Consider the following 20,946-nt stretch of genomic DNA (forward strand, 5'->3'; position numbering starts at 1 on the left):
GATGACCACCAGCCTCACAGGAACTTCGCCAGGCTGAGGTTCGACAGGCGCGAGGTGAGTGCGAACAGCGCCTCGAGCTGCGTCTGCGCCTGGACCAGATGACTTCCTGCCTCATAGCTGTCGGCGCTGATCAGGTTCGACCGCTCGATCCCCAGATGCGTCGCGAGACTGTCGAGCCGCTGCGTCGTGCGCTCGATCCGCTGCTGCGTCATCCCCACCTCGGATCGCGCCACCGAGAGATGCGTGTTGCCCTGCGTCAGCGCCAAAGCGGCGTCGTCCATCAACTTTGACTGCTCGGTGTGGTTGCCAGTCAGTGTGCCGTCAGCGGCGAGGGCACCAAGCACCATTCCGCGCAGCACATCGCGAACGCCTTGGTCATTGGCCGTCTGATCGAACCGTGCCGTCGAGGATTGATCGAGCAGGAACTCGGGCGCCGGCTGGTGCGAGCCGCGATAGGATTGGTCTGCGAACCCCCCAGCCCCCGGGGGCGCGTCGAAGAAAACCTTGAGCCTGTCCGACACCTCAGCCGCCGTGCTGGCGCCCGCAACGACGGTAAGCGCCTGCGCCATCAGCGCCTCTGCCGAGACCAGTGGCGGGGTCATCGATTGCGCGCCCGACAGCACATATTTGCCAGCGGCGGAACCGTTCACCGCCGCAATCGCTGACCCAAGCTGGTCGCGTGCGGTATTGGCGACCACCTGCAGGCTAGCCGGCGAGGCCAGCATGCCGCCGGACAGCATCGGCGCCGCCGCATCGTCGGCGATCTGCTGCAGCGTCCCGAGGGCGGCCTGGATCGCAACACCAGTTGCAGAGGCCTCGGCGCCGACGCGACGAAAGCTGTGCGACTGGCGCAGACCATGTTCGATTTCCGCCAACCCGATCAGGTCGCCGTTCAGATGCTTCGGGATGTCGGATTTGACCCCCGTCGTCACCTCTTTGGACAGGCGCTGGATATCCGATCTGAGCGCGGCGTTCGAGTTGCGCAGCGTGAAGGCGCGGGACAGGTCGCCGACAGAGACAAAGTTCATGATCAGATCCTCAGAATATTGTCGAGCATTTCATTGACCGCCTGAATGACCTTGGCGTTGGCGGCATAGGCTTTTTCGAGCTGCAGCAGCATCTCCATCTCGCGGTCGCTATCGACTGCATCAGCGAACAGGGCACCCTGCAGCGAGTCGTGCAGCGAGGCGTCGTGCGTCTTGCGCGCCTCGCTGCGCAGGCGTGATGTGCCGGTTTCCGTTATCACTGCGGCGGCGAGGCCGTGGAGATTGCCCGAGGAAATTGCCGCCTGTCCGGACGCATAGGGGCGGGCTTCGTCCATCCCGGTTGCGAGGCCGGTGATGATTATCGAATTACCCACCTCGCCGGGCGCGAGCGCATTTACCCCATCGCGCACGCGCCACAGTTCTCCGCCCTGACGGGGGTCGATATTGGCGTTGAGGCGCAGACGTGCGGCGAGGCCCTGCTCTTTGCTGGGGTCTAAACTGGTCCCGGCGTCGGTGAACAGGCCGGGCGCGCCGGCGAGGATTGACGGGTCGACGGTGGGGTCGGCGAAGCGGTCATGCAGTTCCCGCGCGATTGCATCCACCCTTGCCTGCGCGGCCGGGCCATATTCGTCACGGATGCGGAACTGTTCGATCAGTGACCCTCCCGAAAGCTGGTTTAGCTGGGTCGCAGAGGCGATCTCTCCGTCAATTGAGAGCCGACCGAGCAGAGCCGAGCTTTCGTCGATCTCCGGGGTCAGCTTGCCGGTCGGCTGGAAACCAAATGATAGCGGCTTGTTGCTGTCCAGCAGCGCGAGCCCGCCCGCGGTGAAGATGGCGACACGGCCGTTTTCCCTCGGGAGCTCCCGGATCGGGACGATCTGCGCGATCCGGTCGATCACCGCCTGACGCGCGTCGTTCAGCGAGGAGTCGTCGCGGCCATTGGCTCGCTCGGCGATGATCTTCTGGTTCAGCCGCGCGACCTCGGACAGATCATCGTTCAGGCTTTTCACTTGCGCCGCGATCTGGCGATCTGCGCTGCTTCTGCTGTCCTGGATCGAGTCGCTGATCGTCCGCAGCTTGCCCGCGATGTCGCCGGCCGCGTCCACGACCCCTTGGAGCCGTATCTCGCTGTCTGGCCGGCTGGCGGCGCTGGTCAGCGCAGAGGACAGGTCGGACATCAGCGTGGTCAGCGAGCCGGTTTCTCCGGGGAGGCCGATGCTGGCCTCTAGCTTGGCGAAGAAGGCGTGATGGGCGCTGGATTGGCCGAGTGCCGCGCTGGAATGACGAAAATCGGCGAGCACCGCGTTTGAGACGATCCGCTGGACCGACGCGATCTGCACGCCGCCGCCATTGCCCGCATTGACCCGCGGCGACAGTTCGAGCTCGCGACGCCCATAGCCCGGCGTCAGCGCGTTGGCGAGGTTCGAAGAGACGACCTCGGTCCCGCGCGCTGCTGCGGTCAGGCCGCTGACGGCGTTGTTGAGGGCGTTCGCGATGCTCATATCTGTCGGGTCCTATCGCTTGATATTGGTGGTTTCCTGAAGCATTTCGTCGACGGTCTGGATGACCTTGGCGTTCGACGAATAGGCCCGCTGGGTCTGGATCAGATCAGTCAATTCGGCCGCGACATCTGTGGTCGAGCCTTCGCGCGCATAGCCCACGACCGCGCCGGTCGGGCCGTCACCTGCGTCCCACAAGAAGAACGAGCCGGATTCGGGCGAGACCTGATAGGTCTGGTTGTTGAGCGAGGTCAGACCGTTCGGGTTCGGCACATCGACCAGCGGGATCTGGTAGATGGTCCGGATGAAGCCGGTGTCATAGGTCGCGCGGATATAGCCGTTCTCGTCGACCTCGACCGCGGTGAGGTTACCGACGGGAGAGCCGTCCTTGGAGATATTCGTGGGCGCGAAATTGTCGCCGAGTTGCGTCAGCCCGTTGGGGTCACCCAGCTTGCCGATGGTGATCCGCATCGGGTCGCCTGGATAAGACGAGGTCCTCCCGACGAGCACCTCGAGCGAGCCAGTCACCGGATCATAGTCGGGATGCGCCGCGCCGCCGCCCTCCAACACCTGCGCCAGTGTGCCGCCGCGGGTCTGGTCATTGGCAAAGACCAGCGTCAGCGTCTTGATCACGCTTTCGTCGTTTGGTGTCGCAGGGTCGTCCTCGGTTGCCGAGTCGCGGATCTGCATTGTCCAGGTGTTCGACATGCCGCTGGCATGTGAGGTGTCTGGCACAAAGCTGACATTCAGCGATTGCGAGGTGCCGAGATTGCCGAAATATTCGATCTTGGAGGTCAGCGGATCGGTGGGGGCGCCGGCCTCGGTCCCGGTGGCGGGCAGGTTGATGCCCAGCGACATGCGGGTGGTGGGATCGCCGGCGGTCTGGTTGGCGTTGATCATCACCGGCTGCAGGCCGCCCATGGTGTCGCGCGGCATCAGGGGAATGGTGCCATCGGCATTGGCGGGCCAACCCAGCAGCACCAGGCCCGAGTCGGTGCGCAGCACGCCGCTGGCGTCGGTGCGGAAACTGCCGGTCGTGGTCATCATCATCGGCTTGTCACCGAACTGGCTGTTCATCGAGACCGAGGGGATCACCGGCAGCATGCCGCGCCCGGAAATCGCCAGATCGGTCGGGTTCGAGGTCGCCACCAGCGTCCCGCGCTGATCGATCAGCCGCGCGGTCGAGGCCCGGACGCCGCCGGCGGAATAGACCCCCGCGCCGCGCGCCTGATTGATCACCATGCCTTCGAAATCCGAGATCATCCGCTTGTAGCCGAATGTCCCGGAATTCGCGATATTGTCCGAGATTGTCGCCAGACGGGTCGCATTGGCCGCCAGACCGGCCACACCGGCATTCAGCGAAGACGAAATCGACATCCAGTCACCCTTTATGTGAGTCGTTTCAGGAAAACTGCGCCAGAAACCTTAAGATCAGCCTAATTCGCGCCGGCGCCGGCGATCATTTCAGCAGGATCACCTCGATCCGGTTGTTGGACGCGGCGGCAGGGTCGGCGGGCAGGGCGTGCCGGTCGGCGTGACCGGTGACGCGCTGGATGCGTTGCAGGGGCAGGCCGCGCGATTCGAGCAGCAGCCGCACCGCATCGGCGCGCTGATAGGACAGATCCCACATCGGTGAGCCGCTGAGCATCGCCGGATAGGATTTCACATGCCCCGCAATGGCGATCTGGTTGCGCGTGCGCGAGATGACGCGCGCCACCACCCCCGACAATTGCCGCAGCGCCAGCGAAGGCTGGGCGCTGTCCTCGTCGAACAGCGGCTGATCGACCAGATCGCCCAGTTGGATCACCAGACCTTCGTCGGTCACGCGGGTCACGACATGGCGCAGGATGTTCTGCATCTGCATCGATTCGGCGCCGATGCCGTTCAGTTCGTTCTGGATATGGTCATGCAGCGCGTCCAGCGGGTTCAGCGCCTTGGCGGTCTCGGCGCTTTCGCCGCGGCCCTGCCCCTCGGTCTCGCCATCGCCGCCCTGGCCAGAACTGCTGCGGATCAGGGTCGGGTTGAAGTAATCGGCCAGCCCCTCGCGCTGCTGTTCCGTGGTGGCGTTCAGCAGCCACATCAGCAGGAAGAACGCCATCATCGCGGTTACGAAATCCGCGTAGGCGACCTTCCAGGCGCCGCCGTGATGACCTGCCTCTGGCTCTGCGGAGATCCGTTTGATCACCACAGGCGCATTGCCCTTGCGGCTGGACATCCCGCACCTCCGTTCCTTTGACAGAGGCGAGTTTTACCCTTTGGCGTCTAATTCCAAGTTAACAGATCAAATGCCGCGCAATTCCTGCAGGATCATCTCGGCCGCCTTTTCCGCGATCATGATGGTCGGAGAGTTGGTGTTCCCCGACACGATTCGCGGCATGATCGAGGCATCGACCACGCGCAAGCCGCTGACTCCGCGCATTTTCAGCGTCGGATCAAGCGGCGCGTCCGGGTCCGCACCCATCCGCACCGTGCCCACCGGATGAAAGATGGTCGAGCCGATCCGGCCCGCGGCCTCGGCCAGTTCGGCATCGCTGTCGCCGCACTCGCCGGGGCTGAATTCTTGCGGGGCATAGCGCGCCATGGGCTGCGCCTGCATGATCCGGCGGGTCAGCCGAATGGCGTTCGCGGCCGTCACCCGGTCGCTTTCGGTCGAGAGGTAATTCGGAAAGATTTCAGGCGGTTGCATGGGATCGGGCGAGACGATCCGGACATGGCCCCGGCTGTCCGGGCGCAGCGGCACGACCGAGGCGGTGATCGCCGGGAAATCGTGCAGCGGCTCGCCAAAGGCGTCCAGCGACAGGGGCTGGACGTGATATTCCAGATCCGGCGTCGCCATGTCGGGGGTCGAGCGGGCAAAGGCGCCAAGCTGGCTGGGCGCCATGCTCATCGGGCCGGATCGGAACAGCGCGTATTCCGCCGCAATTCGAGCCTTGCCATGCCAGGTCGCGGCCATGCGGTTCAGGGTCTTGGCGCCCTCGACCCGCCAGGCGCAGCGGATCTGCAGATGGTCCTGCAGGTTCTCGCCCACCGGCGCGTCGCGCAGCACCCCGATGCCGTGCTCGCGCAGCAGATCGCCCGGTCCGATCCCCGAGAGTTGCAGGATCTGCGGCGAGCCGATGGCCCCGGCGGCGAGGATGACGTTGCGGGCGCGGATCACCTCGGGGCGGTTGTCGTCGATCAGCTCGACCCCGGTCGCGCGCCCGCCCTCGATAACGATCCGGCGGACATGGACATGGGTGCGGACCTGCAGGTTGGGCCGCTTCAGCGCCGGGCGCAGGAAGGCGCCGGCGGTCGAGACGCGACGCCCGCGCCGCTGGTTGACCTTGAAATAGCCCACGCCCTCGGCGTCGCCGGTGTTGAAATCGGGGATCTGCGGGATGCCGGTCTCGGCCGCCGCGCGGGCGAAATCGTCCAGCACCTGCCAGCGCAGGCGCTGGCTTTCGACGCGCCACTCGCCGCCGGCGCGGTGGTGTTCGCTGTCGCCGTCCATGTCGTCCTGCGACTTCAGGAACAGCGGCCGGACGTCGTCCCAGCCCCAGCCGGTGCAGCCCATCTGGCGCCAGTTGTCGTAATCCTGCGCCTGTCCGCGCAGATACAGCATCCCGTTGATCGAGCTGCATCCGCCCAGCACCTTGCCGCGCGGATATACCAGCGAGCGGCCGCCCAGACCGGGCTGCGGCGCGGTCCGATAGCACCAGTCGGTGCGCGGATTGCCGATGCAATACAGATAGCCGACCGGGACGTGAATCCACGGGTAGTTGTCGCGGCCCCCGGCCTCGAGCAGCAGGACGCGGGTGCCGGGGTCGGCGGACAGGCGGTTGGCCAGCACGCAGCCGGCGCTGCCCGCGCCGATGATGACGAAATCCGCGTCCAATGCTGCCTCCAACGCTTCGGGAAAGAACTGTCGTATTCATGGCGCAATCACGGGGCTTTGTCACCCGCGCCCGCGATCGCCGCTTGATGCGCCGCCCGCCTGCCCTATTCTGGCGCGATGTTGCAGCAGGACGAGTTTGACCTGAAGACCGGCGCGGGGCTGATTGCCTGTCCGCGCTGCGATGCCCTGCATGTCGAGGAGGAACTGCCCGAAGGCGTGACCGCGCAATGCATCCGCTGCGGCCATGTGCTGGCCCGGCCACGGGCGGGGGCGTTTTCGCAGATCATCGCGCTGGCGGTGACGACGCTGGTGCTGGTGCTGGCGGCGGTGTTCTTTCCGTTTCTGGAAATCTCGCGGATGGGGTTCGGGCACGGCACCTCGCTGTTCGGGGTGGCGCTGGCCTTCGCCGACGGGCTGCTGGCGCCGCTGGTGCTGGCGGTGCTGGTGCTGGTCATCGGGCTGCCGGCGGCGCGGGCCGGGCTGCTGGTCTATACGCTGCTGCCGCTGGCGCGGGGCCGCAAGCCCTATGCCCATGTCGCCCGCGCCTTTCGGCTGTCGGAGCAGATGAAGCCCTGGTCCATGGCCGAGATCTTCATCATCGGGACCGGGGTGGCCATGGTCAAGGTGGGCGGGCTGGCGCGGATCAGCTTTGGCCCGGCCTTCTGGGCCTTTGTGGCGCTGGTCTTTGTCAGCATCGCCAGCCGCAGCTTCATGTGCGCGACGACGATCTGGGACGCGATCGAGGATGCCGGCGCCCCCACCGATGGCCGCGAAAAGATCGAAGGAACCCCCGGCGCATGACCGATCTTGACGCGCCGGGGATCGGTCGCGCCAGCGACGGCCCCGCCCCGCATGACCACGAGGCCCCGCCCGACCACGAGGCGCCGATCATGACCGCGCACCGCGCCGGGCTGATCGGCTGCCGCGGCTGCGGCCGCGCCTGGCCCGAGACCCGCACCGTCTGTGCCCGCTGCGGCGCGGCGCTGGTGCCGCCGGACCGGCGCGGGCTGCAGGCGGTCTGGGGTTGGCTGCTGGCCGGGATGATCTTTTACATCCCCGCCAACATGCTGCCGATGATGCGGACCAGCTCGCTGGGCGGGCTGGGCGGCGGCGGCGATGCGACGATCATCGGCGGGGTTCTGCAACTGATGGCGCATGGCGACTGGCCCATCGCGGCGGTGATCTTTGCCGCCTCGGTGCTGGTGCCGGTGGGCAAGTTCGTGGCGATCATCTGGCTGGCGCTGGTGGCGGGACGGCCCGCGACCTACAAGGACGCGCATACCCGCTTGCAGGTCTATGAGGTGGTCGAGTTCATCGGCCGCTGGTCGATGATCGACGTCTTTGTCGTCGCCATCCTGTCGGCGCTGGTGCAGCTTGGCTTCGTGGTCTCGATCAAGCCCGGCACGGCGGCGGTTTCCTTTGCGCTGTCGGTTGCCTTTACCATGCTGGCAGCGCAAAGCTTTGACCCGCGCCTGATCTGGCGCGGACTGCCGCTTCGCCGTCGCAAGGACCGCTGAATGACCGACCCCACCGTCCCGCGACCGGCAAGCCCGGTGCGCCACACCGCCGCCCGCGCCGCCCAAGCCGGCATCTCGCTGGTCTGGCTGGTCCCGATCCTGGCGCTGGCGGTGACATTGGGGCTGGCGTGGAAAACCTATGCCGCGCGGGGCGAGCTGATCTCGGTGGTGTTCCGCGACGCGACCGGCATCCAGCCCGGCGAGACGGCGCTGAAATTCCGCGAGATCACCGTCGGCAAGGTCGAGGCCGTGCGCTTTACCGAAGACCTGCGCAGCGTCGTCGTCGATGTCCGCGTGGACAAGGACGTGGCCCCTTATATCGACGAAGGGGCAGAGTTCTGGATCGTGCGCCCGACGGTGTCGGCGCAGGGCATCTCGCGTCTCGACACGGTGCTGTCGGGGGTGTTCATCGAGGGGTTCTGGGACTCGGTCAAGGGTGCGCCCGCGACGCGGTTTCAGGGTCTCGACAAGCCGACGCTGACCCGGCTGGCGGGCGAGGGGACATGGGTTATCCTGTCCTCGACCGGGGCCAAGGGGCTCGCCGAAGGCGCGCCGGTCACCTTTCGCGGGCTCGAGGTCGGGCGGATGCAGAACCTGCGCCTGTCCAAACAGGACGAGACGGTGCTGGCCGATGTCTTCATCGAATCCCCCAATGACGAGCGGCTGACCACGGCCACGGCGTTCTGGGACACCTCGGGCTTTTCGGTCACCTTCGGCGCCAAGGGGCTAAGCCTGAACGTCGATTCGCTGTCCAAGCTGGTGCAGGGCGGGGTGGCGTTCTCGACACTGGCGACGGGTGGCGATCCGGTCCAGCCGGGGCATGTCTTTCGCCTGCAACCGGATGAAGAAACCGCCCGCGCCAGCCTGTTCGGCTCGGGTCAGGACGATCTGCGGCTGACGCTGCTGGTCGCCAACGACATCGCCGGGCTCGAGACCGACGCCGATGTGCTGTATAACGGGCTGGTCGTGGGGCGGGTGACGGAACTGGCCGTCGCCGTCGACGACACCCTGCCCGAGGAGGACCGCATCCGTCAGCGGATCAGCTTTGTCATCGCGCCGGGGCGGCTGGGGCTGAAGGCCGGCAGCAGCCATCAGGACGCGCTGCAATTCATATCCGAACGTGTCGCCAAGGGGCTGCGGGGCCGCGTCGTCTCGGCGGGGCTGCTGGGGACCGGCATGGCGGTGGAACTGCTGGACGAGCCCGCCGCGCCCACGGCACAGCTTGATCTGGACGCGCAGCCCTATCCGGTCCTGCCCTCGGTCGCGCCGCAGATTTCCGACCTCAGCGCCTCGGCAGGCGGGCTGATGAAGCGGATCGGCAGTCTCGATATCGAAGGTCTGCTGAAATCCGCGACCAATGCGCTGGACGCGATCACACGGGTCGCGGCCTCGCCCGACACTCAGGCCGTGCCCGAGGCGCTGCGCCAGACGCTGGACGAGGCGCGCGCCGCCGCCGCCGATCTGCGCGCCATGACCGGCGACCTGCGCGAGGCCGAGGCGGCGGCGACGCTGGCGCGGATGCTGGACGAGGCCAGCGCCGCCGCCGAGGCGGTGCGTCTGGCCGCCGCCGATGTGCCCTCGATGGTCACCGAGATCGACAGCGCCGCCGCCAAGTTCGGCGAGATCGGCTTTGCCGAAATTTCCGCCGAGGCCGAGGGCATCCTGTCGGACCTGCGCGCCATGCTGGGCAGCGAGGATGCCGAGCAACTGCCGCGCAACCTGTCCGACACGCTGCAGGCGGCCTCGGGCCTGCTGAACGATCTGCGCGACGGCAACGCGGCGGGCAGCCTGAATGCGACGCTGGATTCCACCCGCGTCGCCGCCGATGAGGTCGCCGCCGCCGCCAAGACCCTGCCCGACCTGTCGCAGCGCTTCCAGCAGCTTGCCACCCGCACCGAGCGCGTGGTCGAAGGCTATGGCGAGAATGGCGCCTTCAACCGCGAGGCGCGGGCGATGCTGCTGGAACTGGGCCGCGCGGCCAGTGCCTTCGGGGCGCTGGCGCGGACCATCGAACGAAATCCTCGGGCCTTCATTCTGGGACGCTGATCCATGACCATTACCGCCTTTCGCCTGTCCTCGACCCTGTTGCTGGGGGTGCTGGCGCTTGCCGGCTGCGACGGGTCGCGGACCGAACGCTATCTGATCGACCCGCCGACGGCGCCGCGCGTTGGCGGCGACCAGCTCGGCTCGGCCGAACTCAAGACCGTTTCGCTGCCCGATTACGCCGCCGCCGACCCCATCGCCTGGCAGGATGGTGGCGGCGCGGTGCGGGCCAGCAGCAAGGTCATCTGGGGCGACAAGCCCGAGCGCGCCTTTACTGTTGCGCTGGCGCGGATCGTATCCGAAAGCTCTGGCGCGTCGGTGATCGCCGAGCCGTGGCCGCTGGCCTCGCCGCCGCAGCACAAGCTGGATGTGCGGGTCGAAAAGGCATTGGCGGGCAGCGACGGGTTCTATCGCCTGTCGGGCCGCTATTTCGTCTCGGCCGAGGGGACGGGCGCGGGCACGCATCACACCCGCAGCTTCGACGTGGCGGTGCCGGTCGATCCCGAGAACCCCGCCTCGGTCGCGCAGGCGGCCAGTCAGGCGCTGGTGCTGCTGGGCCAGCAGATCGCCGGGCTGGGCGGGCCGGGCACCACGATCATCGCCAAGCCGCCAAGCGACCCTTACGCCGACCTGCCGCCGCTGTTCTAGACGGGCCTGATAGGCGCGACCATCGCGCCGCGCAGTTCCGCGTGCAGCGCGGGCGCGGCGATGACGATGCCATCGACCCGGGCGTCGGGCGAGTTGAACTGCATCGCGCGGCCGTGGCGGTTCGTGACGCGGGCACCGGCGCGTTCGGCGATCAGGCTGCCGGCGGCGATGTCCCACTCCCACGCGGCGCGGAAGGACAGCGTCGCGTCGAACCGCCCTTCGGCCACCAGACACAGCCGCCACGCCAGCGAGGGGCGGAAGCTGCGCTTAAAGGGCGGCGCCTGATGGTCGCGCCAGAAGCCGGGCTCCATCACCGGGCGGCCGGCCAGAATGTCGGCGGTCTCGAGTGTGGCCTCGCGGACATGGATCGGCTGACCGTTCAGGGTCGCGGGACCGTCCGGGACGGCGGCATAGGTCAGCCCGAGGATCGGCAGATGCACCACGGCGGCCGTCACCCGGTCGCCCGTCGTGACCGCGAGCGAGTGCGAAAACCCCTGCTGCCCGTCGATGAAGGCCCGCGTCCCGTCGATGGGATCGACGATGAAGCAGCTTGTCGCATCCAGACGCGATGGCTCGTCGGGGCTTTCCTCGGACAGCCAGCCGTGATTCGGCCGCGCCCCGGTCAGATGGTCGCGCAGGAAGTCGTTGACCGCCAGATCGGCCTCGGACACCGGGCCGGCGCCGTGGTCCTTTTCCCAGACCTGCGGCTCTTGCCGCCAATAGCGCTGCGCGATCTCGCCCGCGCCCCTGGCCGCATCCAGCAGCAGGGTCAGGTCAGGCGCCGGCAACGGTCATCCCCTCGACCAGCAGGCTGGGCACGCGGATGTTGCGCCAGGCGCGGGCGTCATTGGCGGGGGTCAGCCGCATCAGCATCTCGCGCAGATTGCCGGCGATGGTGCATTCATTGACCGGATGGCTGATCTGCCCGCCCTCGACCCAGAACCCCGCCGCGCCGCGCGAATAATCGCCCGTTGTCGGGTTGATCGAGGCCCCCAGCAGCGAGGTCACCACCAGCCCGCGCCCCATCTCGCGGATCAGCGCGTCGCGGCTGGCACTGCCTTCGGTCATCGCGACATTGGTAATCCCGGGCGAGGGAGGCCCGCCGATCCCGCGCACCGCGCTGGCGGTGCTTTCCAGCCCCAGCTTGCGCGCGCAGCCCAGATCCAGCGTCCAGCCCTGCAGCACGCCGTCGCGCACGATGTCGCGGGGCTGGGTCGGCAGCCCCTCAGCGTCGAACAGGCGCGAGGCCGACATGCGCGGCAGATGCGGGTTTTCCTGCAGGGTGATGCCGTCGGGCAAAATCTGCATCCCCATCGCGTCGCGCAGCCAGCTTGCACCGCGCACTATGGCGGTGCCGTTCACCGCCGCCAGCAGATGCCCGATCAGCCCCGAGGCGATTCGTTCATCATAAAGGATCGGGAACGCCCCGGTCGGCGGCTTGCGCGCCCCGGCCCGCGCCGCCGCGCGTTCGCCGGCAAGCTGGCCGATCTCCTCGGCCGAGGGCATGTCGCTGGCCCAGATCCGCCCCTCGCCAGCGTGGTCCCGCTCCATCCCCAGACCCTCGCCGCTGATCGCGGTGCAACTCAGCCCGTGCTGGCTGCGCAGATGGCCGCCCTGAAATCCGTTGCTGGCGGCGATCCAGCTGTCGCGGCGCATGTGGCTGGCGCTGGCGGCCTCGACGGTGCGGACGCCGGCGATAGCCAAGGCGGCGGCCTCGGCCTGCATGGCCAGCGCCTCGAGCGTTGCCGGGTCGGGCTCGGGCGACGGGTCGAACAGTTCAAGCCCCGCGGCATCGCGCTGCACCGCCAGCCGGTCGGGATCGGCAAGGCCAAGGCTGTCATCCACCGGCGCCGCCCGCGCCATGGCGACCGCGCGCCGCGCCATGGTGGCGATCGTCTCGGCGCTGTGGTCGGCGCCCGAGACGATGGCCTGCCGCCCGCCGATCAGCACGCGCAGGCCGATCTCGACCCCCTCGGCGCGTTCGGCATGTTCCAGCCGCCCGCCGCGCACCTCGATCCCCGTCGCGGTCGCGCTGACGGCAATGGCCTCGGCCTCGTCGGCGCCTTCGTCACGCGCGGCGCTCAACAGGCGGTCAGTCAGGTCTTGCAGCATCCATACCCCGATCATCTGGCAACCTGCCGGGCCGCGTCAGCGATCCGGCAGGGCAAGCGGGCCGCCGCAGCGCCCCGCCCCGTTTCCGTGTCCGTTGGACCGGCGTTACCGCACCTGCTGCCCATTGGCAAAGACCTGACCGCCCTCGCGGAACTCGATCTCGGTGGTCATGGTGTCGGCGGCCTGCGGGTCGGGCTTGGCGAACATGCCCAGCATCATCGGCAGCATCGCCGCCTGTTCGGCCGGGATCAGCCCTGAGGCCTGCAGCTTTTGCGTCAGCGCCTGGATGCCCTGGAAGCGGCCGGTGATCGTGCCCACCGGTTCCGAAGCATCGCCGTCCGGCGTGGTCAGCTTGCCCTGGAATTGTGCCGAGGCGCCCATCAGCGCCAGCGCGACATTGTTGAGGCTCAGATCCGCCATGGTGAAGGGGGGCGACATCTCGTCGATGATCGCCTCGCGCTGCTCGTCGGTCAGATCGGGATCGTCCAGCGCCTCGGCCCGGTGCATATGCTCGGAATCGAACAGGTCACGCTCCATCACGACATTGCCGCTGACGTCGATATCCAGTTGGGCCGGATCGCGGGGCAGGGCCATGTTGGGGTCGAAGATCGCCCAGACCTGATCCTTGAGCACAACCTGATCCAGCAGGTAATGGAACGAGAAGGGCTGCGGATCGCTGCCGGCCGAAACCGGAAGCTCGACCTTCAGGCTGGCGGCTGCAAGCTCATACCCGACCGGGACCGGCACATCCGGCACGGTGAAATCGGCGCTCCCCGGCCCGCTGCTGACCGCATAGCTGAGGCGGGTCTTGTCCATCCCGACGCCGATCTTGATGTCCCGGCTGTCCATGTTGATGCGGACCGGCTGGCGCTGACCCTCGTCATCCACGGTCTGCATGTCGATCGCGCCGCTGATCTTGCTGAAGGCGATGTCGGAGGCCAGCGAGAACCCGTCCTGCAGCATCTTGGCCATGTCCACATCGGCGCCGAACCCGGCGGTCGAGGATACCTTGCTGTCCGCCGTCATCCCGGTCAGCAGAAAGTTCCCGGTGCCCTGCGCGTCCTCGTCGTCGATCTTGAAGTCGATGGCGATGCTGGTCGCGTTCAGCGCCTGCACCAGCCCGGAGGCATCGGTGCTGTCGACGCGGTCGTGGCCTTCCAGATTCTCGATGGTCATCCGCAGCGGCTGGCTGACGGTCAAGCCGTCCTGCATCTCGATCTCGGTCACGACGAAGTCGGTGCGCGGGATCAGATAGGCGTAAAGCACCGCGTCGCCGTCCTCGCTGACGGTGATGTCGTCGCTGGTGAAACGCATCTCGAAATTGACCTGCCGGGGCGGCTGGTGGTCGTCGTAATCATCCTCGGCCTCGGCGCTGTCCTCGGGTTCGGCGGCCGCATCGGGCGCGGCATCTGTGTCGGGCGCGGTGTCGGTGGCAGCGTCGTCCGTGGCAGCCTCGGCTTCGACGTCGGCTTCGACGGCATCATCCGTGGCAGCCTCGACCTCGCCCTCGCTCACCTTGTCGAAGGTCATGATTCCGGTGGCGACGTCGGCGATGTTCATCTTGACCGCCCCGTCGCCGGTCGCGCTGAGGATCAGGTTGCCCATGTCGATGACGGTCTGCGAGCCCTCGGCCTTCTGGCTCAGCACCAGATCGCGCACGGTCAGGACATCGCCCGCCTCTTCCACCGCGCCGGTCTGGACCGTCAGCCCATAGCGGTCGTAATAGGCGTTCAGGTTGTCCCAGACCGATTTCGGCGTAATCTCGGCCAGGGCCGGGCTTGCCGAAAGGATCATGCCAAGGGCTGTCGCGGCGCTGAGTCGTTTCATGATGTCACCTTGCAAATCTATCCATGTCGAATTTCTGATAGCCAACGCAGCAAACCCTATCCGGGTGCCAGCCCATCGTCCAGAAACCCTTGCAAGGATGCCGGGATCGTCAGCTTCGGCGCTGGATATGGGACGTCGGCGGCCGGATCAGGCGGCACCCGGCGCCCGCCTCACATAACGCAAAGCTATGGAGAATAGAATTTTCATATATTTGAAGTATCGTTCCCCGCTCGGCAGAACGGTCGGGTGAGGACGCGGCGGGCACAGACCCCGCCCGGTAAGGGAGGAAAATCCATGACGGCAATTCGGACCATTTTCAAGGCGGTGGGCGCGGCGACGGCGCTTTCGATCTGGCTGGCGATGCCAGCGGTGGCGCAGGATCAGATCACCATCAAGTTCAGCCATGTCGTCGCCCCCGACACCCCCAAGGGCAAGGGCGCGGAAAAGTTCAAGGAACTGGCCGAGCAATACACCGACGGTCAGGTCAAGGTCGAAATCTACCCGAACAGCCAGCTCTACAAGGACAAGGAAGAGCTTGAGGCGCTGCAACTGGGCGCGGTCCAGATGCTCGCGCCCTCGCTGGCCAAGTTCGGCCCGCTCGGCGTGCCCGAGTTCGAGCTGTTCGACCTGCCGATGCTGTTCAAGGACCGCAACGATCTGGTCAAGATCACCGAGGGCGAGGTCGGCCGCCAGCTGATGTCCAATCTCGACGCGAAGGGCGTCACCGGGTTGGCCTATTGGGACAACGGCTTCAAGATCATGACCGGCAACTTTCCGGTGAACATGCCGGATGACTTCCTGGGCCGGAAGATGCGCATCCAGTCGTCCAAGATCCTCGAGGCGCAGTTCGAAGCGCTTGGCGCGGTGCCGCAGGTCATGGCGTTTTCCGAGGTGTATCAGGCGCTGCAGACCGGCGTCGTGGACGGCACCGAAAACACGCCCTCCAACACCTACACCCAGCGCGTAAACGAGGTTCAGAAGTTCGCCAACGTCTCGAATCACGGCTATATCGGTTACGCGGTGATCGTGAACAAGAAGTTCTGGGACGGGCTGCCCGAGGATGTGCGCGCGGAACTGGACAAGGCCATGGCCGAGGCCACGACCTATGCCAACGATATCGCGCAAGAGGAAAACGAGGCCGCGCTGCAGGCCATGCGCGACGCCGGCACGACCGAGTTTCACGACATGACCGAGGACGAGCGCGAGGCCTGGTTCAAGGTGCTGCGCCCGGTCCATGACAAGATGGCCGACCGCATCGGCAAGGATCTGCTGCAGCAGGCCTACACCGCGCTCGGCATCGAGTGATCGGTCAGGGATTACGCTGACCTCGGGCGGGGGCGCGTGGCGCTCCCGCCTTTTTCCCAAGCCTGGGCGGCGCTCTCGGGGTCGAGTGATCCGTCAGCGATTGACATGGCATCGGGCGGGGCGCGTGTCGCTCCCGCCTTTTTCCATAGCGCCGAATGCTGCGCGTCCTTGCCCGCTTCAAAGAAGGTTTCGGTGGATTGACGGCATCTCAGACGGCTGGCTCATGCGCAGCGTTGGAAGGCATCTGACACGACTGCCGCTCGGCCCGGCGCTGCTGGGTAAGCCATCCGCGGCCCCGTCCCGCGCTTCCCCCGACCAATCAGCTCGCGCCTGACCCGCTACCCCATCCTCCGCCACGCCGCCGGGCCGGTCTGGTGCAGCGAGGTGCCGCTGGCGTCCACCGCGACCGTCACCGGCATGTCGCGAACGGTGAATTCGTGGATCGCCTCCATCCCCAGATCCTCGAAAGCGACGACCCGCGCCTCGCGGATCGCTTGCGAGACCAGATAGGCCGCACCCCCGACCGCGATCAGATAGGCGGCGCCGTTGCGGGCGATGGCGGCGACGGTTTCGGCCCCGCGCTCGGCCTTGCCGATCATCACCAACACGCCCAGTTGGTCCAGCATCATGTCGCTGTAACGGTCCATCCGGGTCGAGGTCGTGGGCCCGGCCGGGCCGACCACCTCATCCCCCACCGGATCGACGGGGCCGACGTAATAGATGGCGCGGTCGCGGAACTCGACCGGCAGGGGCTGCCCCTCGGCCAGCATCCGCTCGATCCGCCGATGGGCGGCGTCGCGGCCGGTCAGCAGCCGGCCCGACAGCAGCAGCGACTGGCCCGGTTGCCAGGACGCGATCTCGTCGCGGGTCAGGCGGTCCAGATCGACGCGGCGCGCGGCCTTCCAGACATCGCCCAGATCGAGGTCGGGCCAGTCGTCCAGATCGGGCGGCGCCAGCCGCGCCGGGCCGCTGCCGTCAAGGGTAAAGCCCACATGCCGCGTCGCCGCGCAGTTCGGGACCAGCGCCACCGGCAGCGAGGCGGCATGGGTGGGAAAGCTGCGGACCTTGACGTCCAGCACGGTCACGATCCCGCCCAACCCCTGCGCGCCGATCCCCAGCGCGTTGATCCGGTCGATCAGCTCCAGCCGCAGCGCCTCTTCCGGCGTGGCGGGGCCACGGGCGCGCAACTCGGTCGCATCGATGGGTTCGGACAGCGCCTGTTTGGCCATGACCATGGCCTTGTCCACGCTGCCGCCGATGCCGATGCCCAGAATCCCCGGCGGGCACCAGCCCGCGCCCATCTTCTGCACCGCCTCGACCACCCAATCCGCGACATTGGCCGAGGGGTTCAGCACGGCGAATTGCGACTTGTTTTCCGACCCGCCGCCCTTGGCCGAGACGTCGAAGGCGACCGCCGCGCCCGCGACCATTTCGACCTGCAGCATGGCCGGGGCGTTGTCGCGGGTGTTCTCTCGCCGCCCGAAGGGATCGGCCACGACCGAGGCGCGCAGCGGGTTGTCGTCATGGCGATAGGCCCGCCGCACGGCATCGTCGACGATCTCTTGCAGGGGCCGGTCCCAGTCCAGCGGCGCCTTGACGCCGATCCGGGCGGTGACGTTCACGACGCCGGTATCCTGACAGATCGGCCGGTGCCCGACCGCCGCCATGCGCGAATTGACGAGGATCTGCGCGATGGCGTCCCGCGCCGCCGGGCTTTCCTCGGCCGAGAAGGCGGCGGACATGGCGCGGATGAAGTCGGGCGGGTGGTAATAGCTGATGAATTGCAGCGCGTCTGCGATGCTGTCGATGACATCGGCTTCGGTGATCCTGTTCATGGCTGATCCTTCTGCCCCTGATCCTTCTGGCCCTGATCCCTTTGACCGCTGGCGTCGGCTTGATCGGGCGAGGTGATCTGCGCGCCGACCCAGCGCCCGGTCCGCGCCAGATCGCGCAGGGTTTCGCGGGCCAGCGCCAGCACGACCGAGACCGCATTCGTCATCGGCCGGCTGGCGGAATGGGCAAGGTGGATGCTGCGGACCACGCGCGGCTCGGCGATGGTCCAGCGGCGCAGGCGCTGCTGCGCGACCTCGGCCGCGATGGCGTTTTCGGGCAGCACGGAATAGCCCAGCCCCTCTTCGACCAGCGCCTTGATGTTGCCATAGGAATCGACATCGATGACGGTGTTCAGCGGCGCCGACGCGGCCTCGGCATGGCGGTTCAGAAGCTCGCGCAGGCCGTGGCCCTTGCCGGGCAGGATCAGGGGCAGCCGGGCGGCCTGGGCGAAGGGCAAGGCGCTGTCCACCGGCGGCAGCGTCTCGCCGCGCAGCCCGGCGGCGGGGCCGAAAAATTGCAGCTCTTCCTCGAGCAGGGGTTCGGTCTTGATGCCGTGTTCGTCGGCGGGACCGTAAAGCACCGCCAGATCGACGCGCTCCTCGCGCATCCATTCCAGGATAAAGCCGCTCATCGCCTCGGCGATGCGCAGCTTGATCTTGGGATAGCGCAGATGCACCCCCCGGATCAGCGGCACGGCGAGGATCTGGCCGATGGTGCCGGGCACGCCCAGCCGCACCTCGCCCTCGGGGTCGTTCTGGTGGTCGCGGATCTCTTCCTCGGCCACGGTGAACTGGTCGAGGATGATGCGCGCATGGCGCAGCAGGATGTTGCCCGCCTCGGTCGGCTGCACGCCGCGCGGGGTGCGAAACAGCAGCGCGGTGCCGAGATTGGCCTCCATGTTGCGGATATGCAGCGACAGGGCGGGCTGCGCGACGCGCAGGAAGGTCGCCGCCCGCGACAGCGAGCCATGTTCGACAATGGCCACGAAATAGCGCAGCTGCCGCAGGTCGATCATCGCGGCACCCCCGCTGGCGGGGTCAGCGTCCAGCAGATCATCGGCTGGACCAGCACCGCCAGCCCGTTCACGCTGCGGATGTTGTCGCGCCAGGCGCGGGCCAGCAGGGGGGCGTTCCGCCGCGCCACCTCGACCCGCTCGGGCAGGACGCGGGCCAGATAGGCGATGAAATCGTCCAGGCCCGCGAACCGGCTTTCACGGTTCCAGCGCCGCAGGTCGCGCAGCACCAGCCGCTCGGCCGAGATCAGCGCCTCGATCGCCGCGGCGGACTTGGCGCGCAGGGCGCTTTCATCCTCGACCGGGCGCATGGCGCGGAAAAAGCTGCCCTGCGCCAGCGGCTCGATCACCAGCAGCGCACCGCCCGGGCGCAGCACCGACGCGGCTTTGAGCAGCGCCGCCTGCATCCGGTCCGGCGCGACATGGTGCAGGGAATTGACGAAAAAGGCCGCGTCGAACTCCCCCAGCGCGGGGGTCAGCTGTTCTGCCGCCAGAAGATGAAACCGCGCGCCCGGCACCGACCGCCGGGCCTGATCCAGCGCGGCGGCGGAACTGTCGATGCCGGTCAGCGCATGACCGTCGACCGACAGCGCGCCCAGGATCGCACCATTGCCGCAGCCGATGTCCAGAACCTCGCGCGCCCCGATCTGGCGCAGGGCCGCGCGCAGGACCGCGATCGTGTCGTCATTGGTGCGGCCCTCGCTGATCGTCGCCACCGCTTCGGCCGGGGAAGGTTGCATGGGAAAGACCTTTTGTGACAGGCCCAGAAAGCACGCCCGGCCCCGAACATCAAATAGCGATTGCGGTGTCCGATATATCGGAAAGCTATCGCGGGCTAGGCAAGCGCTATTGGACAAGCCATCCGCTTTCCGCTCATCTGCCGGGCAGAGGCGAAGGGGAACGACATGGCGATCACGCAGACATTGGCGGAATTCAGCGTCCGGACCGACCGGGCGCAGATCCCGGCGCAGGTCACTGCGCGGGCGGCAAGCCTGATGACGGATTTCACCGGCTCGATCATCCGCGCGGCGGCGGATTCGGACTCTAGCCCCGCGATCCTCGCCATGCTGGACCGGCTTGGGCTGGCGGCCGAGGGGCCGTGCACGGTGCCCGGCCTGCAGCGCCGGTTTGCGCCGGGGGCGGCGGCGCTGCTGAACGGGGCGTTCGGGCACTCGCTGGATTTTGACGACACCCATGCCGACAGTTCGCTGCATCCCAGCGCCCCGGTCATCCCCGCCGCCCTCGCCGTGGCCGAGATGACCGAGGCGTCGGGCGCGGATCTGCTGGCCGCCATCGTGATCGGGTTCGAGGTCTGCTGCCGCATCGGCATGGCGCTGGACCCGACCTCGCATTACGCCCGCGGCTTTCACCCCACCGCCACGGCCGGCACCTTTGGCGCAGCCGCCGCAGCGGGCCGCCTGCTGAAGCTGACGCCGGAACAGACGGTCTCGGGCTTCGGCGTCGCCGCAAGCCAGGCCTCGGGCTCGCTGCAATTCCTGCAGAACGGGGCGTGGAACAAGCGCTATCAGGTGGGCGAGGCGGCGATGAAGGGGCTGATGGCCGCGACGCTTGCCGCCGAGGGCTTTCTGGGCGCGACCGAGGCGCTGGAGGGCAAGCACGGTTTCCTGAACGCCTATAGCGACCTGCCCATGCCCGAACGCGCGGTCGAGGGGTTGGGGTCGGTCTGGGAAACCCTGCGGATCGGCGTGAAGCACTATCCCGCCTGCCGCTATACCCATGCAGCCGTCGATGGTCTGCTGGCGTTGAAACGCGACCACGGCTGGACCGCCAGCGATATCGACCGCATCCGGGTCGGGCTGCATCGCAACGGCGTGGCGCTGGTCGGCGCGCCCCTGGCCGAAAAGCAGCGCGCCCGCAGCATTGTCGAGGGGCAGTTCTCGATGCCCTTCGCGGCGGCCGTGGCGGTGCTGCGCGACCGCTTCGGCTGGGACGATTACGACCTGCTGGGCAACGCGGAGGCCGAGGCGCTGGCCGGTCGGGTCGAGGTGGTGCAGGACGACTCGCTTGAGGGGCTGCGCCATCCCTTCGGCGCGGTGCTGGACGTGACCGCACAGGGCCAGCCCTTTCACCTGCGCATCCCCGACCCCTCGGGCGAACCGGAAACCTTCCCCGACGACGGCCAGATCGCGCAGAAGTTCCTGTCCCTGACCGCGCCGGTGGGCAATGGCGCGGAACAGCTTTGGCTGGCGCGGCTGGGCTCGGTGGCGGAGGCGCCGAACATGCGCGGCTATCTGGCCTGACGGCGGCCCATAACATTTCCGTCTCGGCT

At 67.6% G+C, this 20,946-nt stretch carries 17 protein-coding genes; 6 read left to right on the top strand and 11 right to left on the bottom strand.

The genetic code is table 11. The features are described 5' to 3' along the window. Positions 1-14 precede the first annotated feature (14 nt). The 5 genes from CYR75_RS12620 to CYR75_RS12640 all read right to left on the bottom strand — a co-directional run bounded on the left by CYR75_RS12620 (position 15) and on the right by CYR75_RS12640 (position 6,359). Positions 15-1,028: a flagellin gene (locus CYR75_RS12620; protein ID WP_101500355.1), complete on the bottom strand. Its 1,014-nt coding sequence runs from the start codon at positions 1,026-1,028 to the stop codon at positions 15-17. 2 nt (positions 1,029-1,030) lie between these two features. Further along, positions 1,031-2,488, bottom strand: coding sequence for a flagellar hook-associated protein FlgK (gene flgK / locus CYR75_RS12625; RefSeq protein WP_101500356.1), 1,458 nt, complete (start codon positions 2,486-2,488; stop codon positions 1,031-1,033). A 12-nt stretch (positions 2,489-2,500) separates the two neighbouring features. After that, positions 2,501-3,862, bottom strand: coding sequence for a flagellar hook protein FlgE (locus CYR75_RS12630; protein WP_101500357.1), 1,362 nt, complete (start codon positions 3,860-3,862; stop codon positions 2,501-2,503). A gap of 82 nt (positions 3,863-3,944) precedes the next feature. Further along, the gene (locus CYR75_RS12635) at positions 3,945-4,700 is read right to left on the bottom strand and encodes a flagellar motor protein MotB (RefSeq protein ID WP_101500358.1); all 756 of its coding nucleotides are present in this window, start codon (positions 4,698-4,700) and stop codon (positions 3,945-3,947) included. A gap of 66 nt (positions 4,701-4,766) precedes the next feature. Further along, on the bottom strand, positions 4,767-6,359 hold the full coding sequence (locus tag CYR75_RS12640) for a GMC family oxidoreductase (protein ID WP_101500359.1): 1,593 nt from the start codon (positions 6,357-6,359) through the stop codon (positions 4,767-4,769). Positions 6,360-6,476: 117 nt separating this feature from the next. On the opposite strand from CYR75_RS12640, the gene CYR75_RS12645 reads away from it, so the two are divergent. The 4 genes from CYR75_RS12645 (at position 6,477) to CYR75_RS12660 (ending at position 10,567) form a co-directional block, all read left to right on the top strand. Next, positions 6,477-7,160 carry a paraquat-inducible protein A gene (locus tag CYR75_RS12645; RefSeq protein ID WP_101500360.1) on the top strand — a complete coding sequence of 228 codons (684 nt, stop codon included), beginning with the start codon at positions 6,477-6,479 and terminating at the stop codon, positions 7,158-7,160. 89 nt (positions 7,161-7,249) lie between these two features. After that, positions 7,250-7,876 (top strand): paraquat-inducible protein A, encoded by a 627-nt coding sequence (locus CYR75_RS12650; protein ID WP_225972934.1) that lies wholly within the window; start codon positions 7,250-7,252, stop codon positions 7,874-7,876. Further along, positions 7,877-9,922, top strand: a complete 2,046-nt coding sequence (locus CYR75_RS12655; RefSeq protein ID WP_101500362.1) for a PqiB family protein — start codon at positions 7,877-7,879, stop codon at positions 9,920-9,922. 3 nt (positions 9,923-9,925) lie between these two features. After that, positions 9,926-10,567 carry a PqiC family protein gene (locus tag CYR75_RS12660; RefSeq protein ID WP_101500363.1) on the top strand — a complete coding sequence of 214 codons (642 nt, stop codon included), beginning with the start codon at positions 9,926-9,928 and terminating at the stop codon, positions 10,565-10,567. Here CYR75_RS12660 and CYR75_RS12665 read toward each other — a convergent pair. The 3 genes from CYR75_RS12665 to CYR75_RS12675 form a co-directional block, all read right to left on the bottom strand. Continuing rightward, a complete protein-coding gene (locus CYR75_RS12665; protein WP_101500364.1) occupies positions 10,564-11,355 on the bottom strand; it encodes a 3'(2'),5'-bisphosphate nucleotidase CysQ in 792 nt (263 codons plus the stop codon). The two genes, CYR75_RS12660 and CYR75_RS12665, sit on opposite strands and share 4 nt — an antisense overlap. Continuing rightward, a complete protein-coding gene (locus tag CYR75_RS12670; RefSeq protein ID WP_225972719.1) occupies positions 11,342-12,694 on the bottom strand; it encodes a TldD/PmbA family protein in 1,353 nt (450 codons plus the stop codon). The genes CYR75_RS12665 and CYR75_RS12670 overlap by 14 nt, the downstream gene beginning before the upstream one ends. 90 nt (positions 12,695-12,784) lie before the next feature. After that, entirely contained in the window at positions 12,785-14,506 is a 1,722-nt protein-coding gene (locus CYR75_RS12675) for a DUF2125 domain-containing protein (RefSeq protein ID WP_158644652.1), read from the bottom strand. A 294-nt stretch (positions 14,507-14,800) separates the two neighbouring features. Between CYR75_RS12675 and CYR75_RS12680 the strand changes: the two genes are divergently transcribed. Further along, positions 14,801-15,811, top strand: coding sequence for a TRAP transporter substrate-binding protein (locus CYR75_RS12680; RefSeq protein ID WP_101500367.1), 1,011 nt, complete (start codon positions 14,801-14,803; stop codon positions 15,809-15,811). A 338-nt stretch (positions 15,812-16,149) separates the two neighbouring features. Here the strand turns inward: CYR75_RS12680 and CYR75_RS12685 are convergent, their stop codons facing one another. Genes CYR75_RS12685 through CYR75_RS12695 form a run of 3 tightly spaced genes read right to left on the bottom strand, consistent with a single transcriptional unit; the run spans position 16,150 to position 19,396 of the window. Beyond that, complete coding sequence (locus CYR75_RS12685; protein WP_101500368.1) at positions 16,150-17,646, bottom strand: fumarate hydratase; 1,497 nt, start codon at positions 17,644-17,646, stop codon at positions 16,150-16,152. Continuing rightward, positions 17,643-18,659 carry a LysR family transcriptional regulator gene (locus CYR75_RS12690; protein ID WP_101500369.1) on the bottom strand — a complete coding sequence of 339 codons (1,017 nt, stop codon included), beginning with the start codon at positions 18,657-18,659 and terminating at the stop codon, positions 17,643-17,645. The genes CYR75_RS12685 and CYR75_RS12690 overlap by 4 nt, the downstream gene beginning before the upstream one ends. Further along, a complete protein-coding gene (locus tag CYR75_RS12695) occupies positions 18,656-19,396 on the bottom strand; it encodes a class I SAM-dependent methyltransferase (RefSeq protein WP_101500370.1) in 741 nt (246 codons plus the stop codon). The genes CYR75_RS12690 and CYR75_RS12695 overlap by 4 nt, the downstream gene beginning before the upstream one ends. Before the next feature lie 165 nt (positions 19,397-19,561). Between CYR75_RS12695 and CYR75_RS12700 the strand changes: the two genes are divergently transcribed. After that, positions 19,562-20,917: an MmgE/PrpD family protein gene (locus CYR75_RS12700; protein WP_101500371.1), complete on the top strand. Its 1,356-nt coding sequence runs from the start codon at positions 19,562-19,564 to the stop codon at positions 20,915-20,917. Positions 20,918-20,946: the final 29 nt, after the last annotated feature.

Origin of the sequence: Paracoccus jeotgali, from assembly GCF_002865605.1 — a bacterium.
In the GTDB taxonomy this organism is placed as follows: domain Bacteria; phylum Pseudomonadota; class Alphaproteobacteria; order Rhodobacterales; family Rhodobacteraceae; genus Paracoccus; species Paracoccus jeotgali.

What these genes read in the sequence shown, in the direction of transcription:
- CYR75_RS12620 (WP_101500355.1), bottom strand. Translation starts at nt 1,028, where the DNA reads ATGAACTTTGTCTCTGTCGGCGACCTGTCCCGCGCCTTCACGCTGCGC.
- flgK (WP_101500356.1), bottom strand. Translation starts at nt 2,488, where the DNA reads ATGAGCATCGCGAACGCCCTCAACAACGCCGTCAGCGGCCTGACCGCA.
- CYR75_RS12630 (WP_101500357.1), bottom strand. Translation starts at nt 3,862, where the DNA reads ATGTCGATTTCGTCTTCGCTGAATGCCGGTGTGGCCGGTCTGGCGGCC.
- CYR75_RS12635 (WP_101500358.1), bottom strand. Translation starts at nt 4,700, where the DNA reads ATGTCCAGCCGCAAGGGCAATGCGCCTGTGGTGATCAAACGGATCTCC.
- CYR75_RS12645 (WP_101500360.1), top strand. Translation starts at nt 6,477, where the DNA reads ATGTTGCAGCAGGACGAGTTTGACCTGAAGACCGGCGCGGGGCTGATT.
- CYR75_RS12650 (WP_225972934.1), top strand. Translation starts at nt 7,250, where the DNA reads ATGACCGCGCACCGCGCCGGGCTGATCGGCTGCCGCGGCTGCGGCCGC.
- CYR75_RS12655 (WP_101500362.1), top strand. Translation starts at nt 7,877, where the DNA reads ATGACCGACCCCACCGTCCCGCGACCGGCAAGCCCGGTGCGCCACACC.
- CYR75_RS12660 (WP_101500363.1), top strand. Translation starts at nt 9,926, where the DNA reads ATGACCATTACCGCCTTTCGCCTGTCCTCGACCCTGTTGCTGGGGGTG.
- CYR75_RS12670 (WP_225972719.1), bottom strand. Translation starts at nt 12,694, where the DNA reads ATGATCGGGGTATGGATGCTGCAAGACCTGACTGACCGCCTGTTGAGC.
- CYR75_RS12675 (WP_158644652.1), bottom strand. Translation starts at nt 14,506, where the DNA reads ATGAAACGACTCAGCGCCGCGACAGCCCTTGGCATGATCCTTTCGGCA.
- CYR75_RS12680 (WP_101500367.1), top strand. Translation starts at nt 14,801, where the DNA reads ATGACGGCAATTCGGACCATTTTCAAGGCGGTGGGCGCGGCGACGGCG.
- CYR75_RS12685 (WP_101500368.1), bottom strand. Translation starts at nt 17,646, where the DNA reads ATGAACAGGATCACCGAAGCCGATGTCATCGACAGCATCGCAGACGCG.
- CYR75_RS12690 (WP_101500369.1), bottom strand. Translation starts at nt 18,659, where the DNA reads ATGATCGACCTGCGGCAGCTGCGCTATTTCGTGGCCATTGTCGAACAT.
- CYR75_RS12695 (WP_101500370.1), bottom strand. Translation starts at nt 19,396, where the DNA reads ATGCAACCTTCCCCGGCCGAAGCGGTGGCGACGATCAGCGAGGGCCGC.
- CYR75_RS12700 (WP_101500371.1), top strand. Translation starts at nt 19,562, where the DNA reads ATGGCGATCACGCAGACATTGGCGGAATTCAGCGTCCGGACCGACCGG.